Below are 3,421 nucleotides of genomic sequence, written 5' to 3' on the forward strand. Positions count from 1 at the left end.
AGCGCGACGAGCAGCCCGGCGGTGAACGGCCGGGCCCGCCGCCAGCGGCGCCAGCGTCCGGGGGCGGCCGGCGCCGCGTGCTCTCCGCCGGTCACGTCAGCACCCGTCGGAGCTGAAGCCCATACGCAGGTTGGGCAGCGTGAAGATCGCGGCGGTGGTGGCGTAGTTGTTCTGCCGCAGGTTCGTGATGGTCACCGTGTCGGCCTGCTGGGCGAAGACGCCCGGGTTGCCCTTGACGCCGGGGACCTGGTCGACCGTGCTGGCGTCCTGCCCGACGTTGATCTTCTTGAACGAGGCGTTGCCGGCGATCTCGTCGCCGTCGACGACGAGCGTGCGGGCGGTGACCGGCTTGCCGGAGCCGCCGGCGGTGATCCGCAGGTTGGTCCCGCCCAGGTTGATGCTCTGGCACAGGTTGGTCAGCTCGGCCTTGTCGATGGCCGAGACGATGACCAGCACCTGGCCGCCGGTGTCGCCCTGGTTCGGGCTGTCCGGGATCATCTGGTCGAGCGTGGCGAACTGCTCGAACCCGGTGCCCTCCAGCCGGTCGGCGGTGACGGTGAACGGCATGCCGGAAATGGCGAACTGCGCGCCGAGCACCCCCTGCGCGGTCAGCACCACCATGCCGGCGGCCCCGGCCGCCACGGCGCCGAGCGTGACGGCGAACCGGCGCCAGCGGACGCCGCTGCTCGGCTGGTCGGCCTCGATCGGTGCGGTCTGCTCCGACATGGCGGCTCCCTTTCGAGATCAATTCATTGGCGACGATGTGAATTGGCTTCGCAGGATTTTCGCGCCAAGGGGCGCAGGCCGAAGTTACCGCTGGGTAAAGGGGCGGTCAACAGCGCGTGGCAGGGAGTTGGGCGGCATGTGCGAATTGCGGCCAAAGTGAAAAACCGCAGCGGTTTTCCACCGCGATTGTCAGGGCTGGCCCGTCGGCGCGCAGGGCGCGGTCGTGCTCGGGCCGTCGTCCGGGCGGGTCGGCCGGGTGGCCCGGCGGGCGCCGTCGGGTCCCAGGAAGGGCGCGGTGGCCGCGTAGGTGAGCACCGGCAGCAGCGCCGGCAGGTCCTCGGCCCGTCCCTGCGCCACCCGCCCCCGGATGGTGGCGTGGATGCCGCCGACCACCGTGGACACCAGCACGTCCCGGTCCACGCCGGCCACCGCCGGCCCGGGGCCAGCGTCGGCGAAGAACCGGCGGAAGCTGTGCAGCAGGGCGTCCCGTTCCCGGCGGGCGTCCGGACCGGCCGCGTCCACCTCGACAAGTGCCATCCGGGCGAAGGCGGGCACGCTGGCGAGCACGTCGAGCAGCGTGCGCAGCGCCGCCCGGGCGGCGTCCGGCCAGTGCGGCCCGGCGTCCCGGTAGGCGCCCTCCATCAGCTGCGAGACCACCGAGATGCCGTGCCGGTACGCGGCGAGGAACGCGTCCTGCTTGCCGCTGAACAGCGCGTAGAACGCGGGCCGGGTGACCCCGGCGGCGTGGCAGATGTCGCTGACCCGGGCGGCGTCGTACCCCCGGGTGGCGACCTCCCGCACCAGCCCGTCGAAGAGGCGGTCGCGTTGGGTCGCCGCCACCTCCTCGGCCGGCACCCGCCGCGGGCCACGCTTGATGGCGCGGTCGGGGTCGCGGCCGTGCCGCGCGCCCGGCAGGGGCGTCGGCGGAGGCGGGCTCTGCATGGTCAAGATATCGGCCTTCCTTGATGCGTTGACTTTACGACCCTCTGAGGTTTATAACTTTCGACACGCTCAGTCCACGCCCCGTCACCGATGGTGATCACTCGAAACGGTCACCCCTGTCGCGTCGAAGGAGGGCCCGAATGGCTGCCATTATCGCCGCCCACGGTCGTCCTCCCAAGGCCGCAGGGAAGCAGGTGACGCGGCGTCACCGCAGTGCCCCACGCCGCCCCGCCCGCTGAGTCGCGGCGGCTCACCACGCCAGGCGCCGTCCGTCCCGGACGCCGCCGGCACGTCCCCGTCCCACCGCCGGAAGGAACCACCATGCCCAGGTACGGACGCATCGGCGCGGGCCTCGCCGCCCTGGCGCTGCTCACCGGTCTGGTCGGCGCCACCCCCGCCACCGCGGCCCCCTCCACCTCGCTGGCCAGCGCCGTGCTGACCTACCCGACCGCCGCCGGCACCGCCGTGTCGGTCAACGACGTCATCCAGGCCAGCCTGAAGAGCGGCACCAACGCCACGTTCTACTCGTCGGCCAGCGGCACCAGCGGCATCAAGTGCGCCGCGTCCAGCTTCAGCGCGAAGGTGCTGAGCAACCCGACCGCTCCCGGCACCGCCACCGAGAGCCTCACCGCGCAGACGTTCGGCAGCTGCACCACGAACGTCTTCGGCACCACAGGCGTGCAGAGCGTGACCGTGAACAACCTGCCCTACGCCACGTCGGTCACCAGCGCGGGCGTGGTCACCATCTCCGGCACCGCGGCCGCGCCGATCCAGAGCACGGTGGTGCTGAACTCCCTGCTCGGCCCGATCACCTGCGTCTACCGGACCAGCACGAACACGCTCACCGGCACGGCGGCGAACGCGACCAACTCGATCACCTTCACCAACCAGACCCTGACCAAGTTCTCCGGCCCGTCGCTCTGCTTCGGCACCGCGTACTTCACCGCGACCTACTCGCCGGTGAAGGACACCAGCAAGACCGGCAGCCCGGCCGTCTACGTCAACTGACCACCCGGCCCGTCGGCCGGCGCGCGGCGGTTCGCCGGGTGCCGGCCGGCGGTCCGTGCCGTCAGTCGGTGGTCAGCGCCGCGTGCAACGCACGCATGGACCGCAGCGCGGAGCGGACCTCCTGAAGGTAGCGCCCCGGGGTCAGGGTCGGCTCCGGCACCGGAACCGGTACGTCCGCCGCCGGGTCCACGCCTACCGTCTCGATGCCGCACCGGTACGGCACGGCGAGCGTCCGCAGCGCGTCGCAGTGCTGGAACGGTACGTAGATCGGCGCGGTCACCATCAGCACCGGGTCACCGGCGCGCAGCCGCACGTGCTCGGCCCAGAACCGCTGCGTGTCGGCGGTGTGCGCCCGGCGGCGCTCCGGTTCGCTCGACGGCGCGGCGAGCACCCGGACCGGGGGCAGCCCGGCCGGCCGGTAGGTGCGCGACGACCAGGCGCGGTGCGGGTGGTCGGCCGGTCCGCCGCTCTCCTGCGCCGGCTCGTCCACCCCGAACGCCAGCCGTACGCCGGCGTCCAGGACGTCCACCTCGGTGGCGCACCCGGGCACCCCGGCTCCGGCCAGCACCGCCGACTCGGCCGGGGAGAGCGGCCGGAAGCTGCCCAGCACCGCCACCTCGCCGTCGACCCGGGCGGTGGCGGCCAGCAGCGCCGCGTACGCGGTGCGCCGCAGGCAGGCGTGCGCCAGCCCGCCCAGCACCAGCAGGTGCGCGTATCCGGAGCGGGCCGGCGGGGTGGCCCGGAC

General features: G+C 73.1%; 4 protein-coding genes. 1 reads left to right on the forward strand and 3 read right to left on the reverse strand.

All coding sequences use genetic code 11. The features are described 5' to 3' along the window. Window positions 1–96 precede the first annotated feature (96 nt). Both HUW36_RS28605 and HUW36_RS28610 read right to left on the reverse strand, forming a co-directional pair. Complete coding sequence (locus HUW36_RS28605; protein ID WP_174530965.1) at window positions 97–726, reverse strand: DUF6230 family protein; 630 nt, start codon at window positions 724–726, stop codon at window positions 97–99. Between the two features lie 189 nt (window positions 727–915). Continuing rightward, a complete protein-coding gene (locus HUW36_RS28610; RefSeq protein ID WP_246248367.1) occupies window positions 916–1,668 on the reverse strand; it encodes a TetR/AcrR family transcriptional regulator in 753 nt (250 codons plus the stop codon). A gap of 321 nt (window positions 1,669–1,989) precedes the next feature. Between HUW36_RS28610 and HUW36_RS28615 the strand changes: the two genes are divergently transcribed. Further along, window positions 1,990–2,676 carry a Tat pathway signal sequence domain protein gene (locus tag HUW36_RS28615; protein ID WP_174530967.1) on the forward strand — a complete coding sequence of 229 codons (687 nt, stop codon included), beginning with the start codon at window positions 1,990–1,992 and terminating at the stop codon, window positions 2,674–2,676. Between the two features lie 61 nt (window positions 2,677–2,737). Here HUW36_RS28615 and HUW36_RS28620 read toward each other — a convergent pair. Then, a partial coding sequence (locus HUW36_RS28620) for a hypothetical protein (RefSeq protein WP_174530968.1) occupies window positions 2,738–3,421 on the reverse strand: 684 nt, incomplete at its 5' end.

It is taken from the genome of Micromonospora maritima (assembly GCF_902825405.1).
Lineage (GTDB): Bacteria > Actinomycetota > Actinomycetes > Mycobacteriales > Micromonosporaceae > Micromonospora > Micromonospora maritima.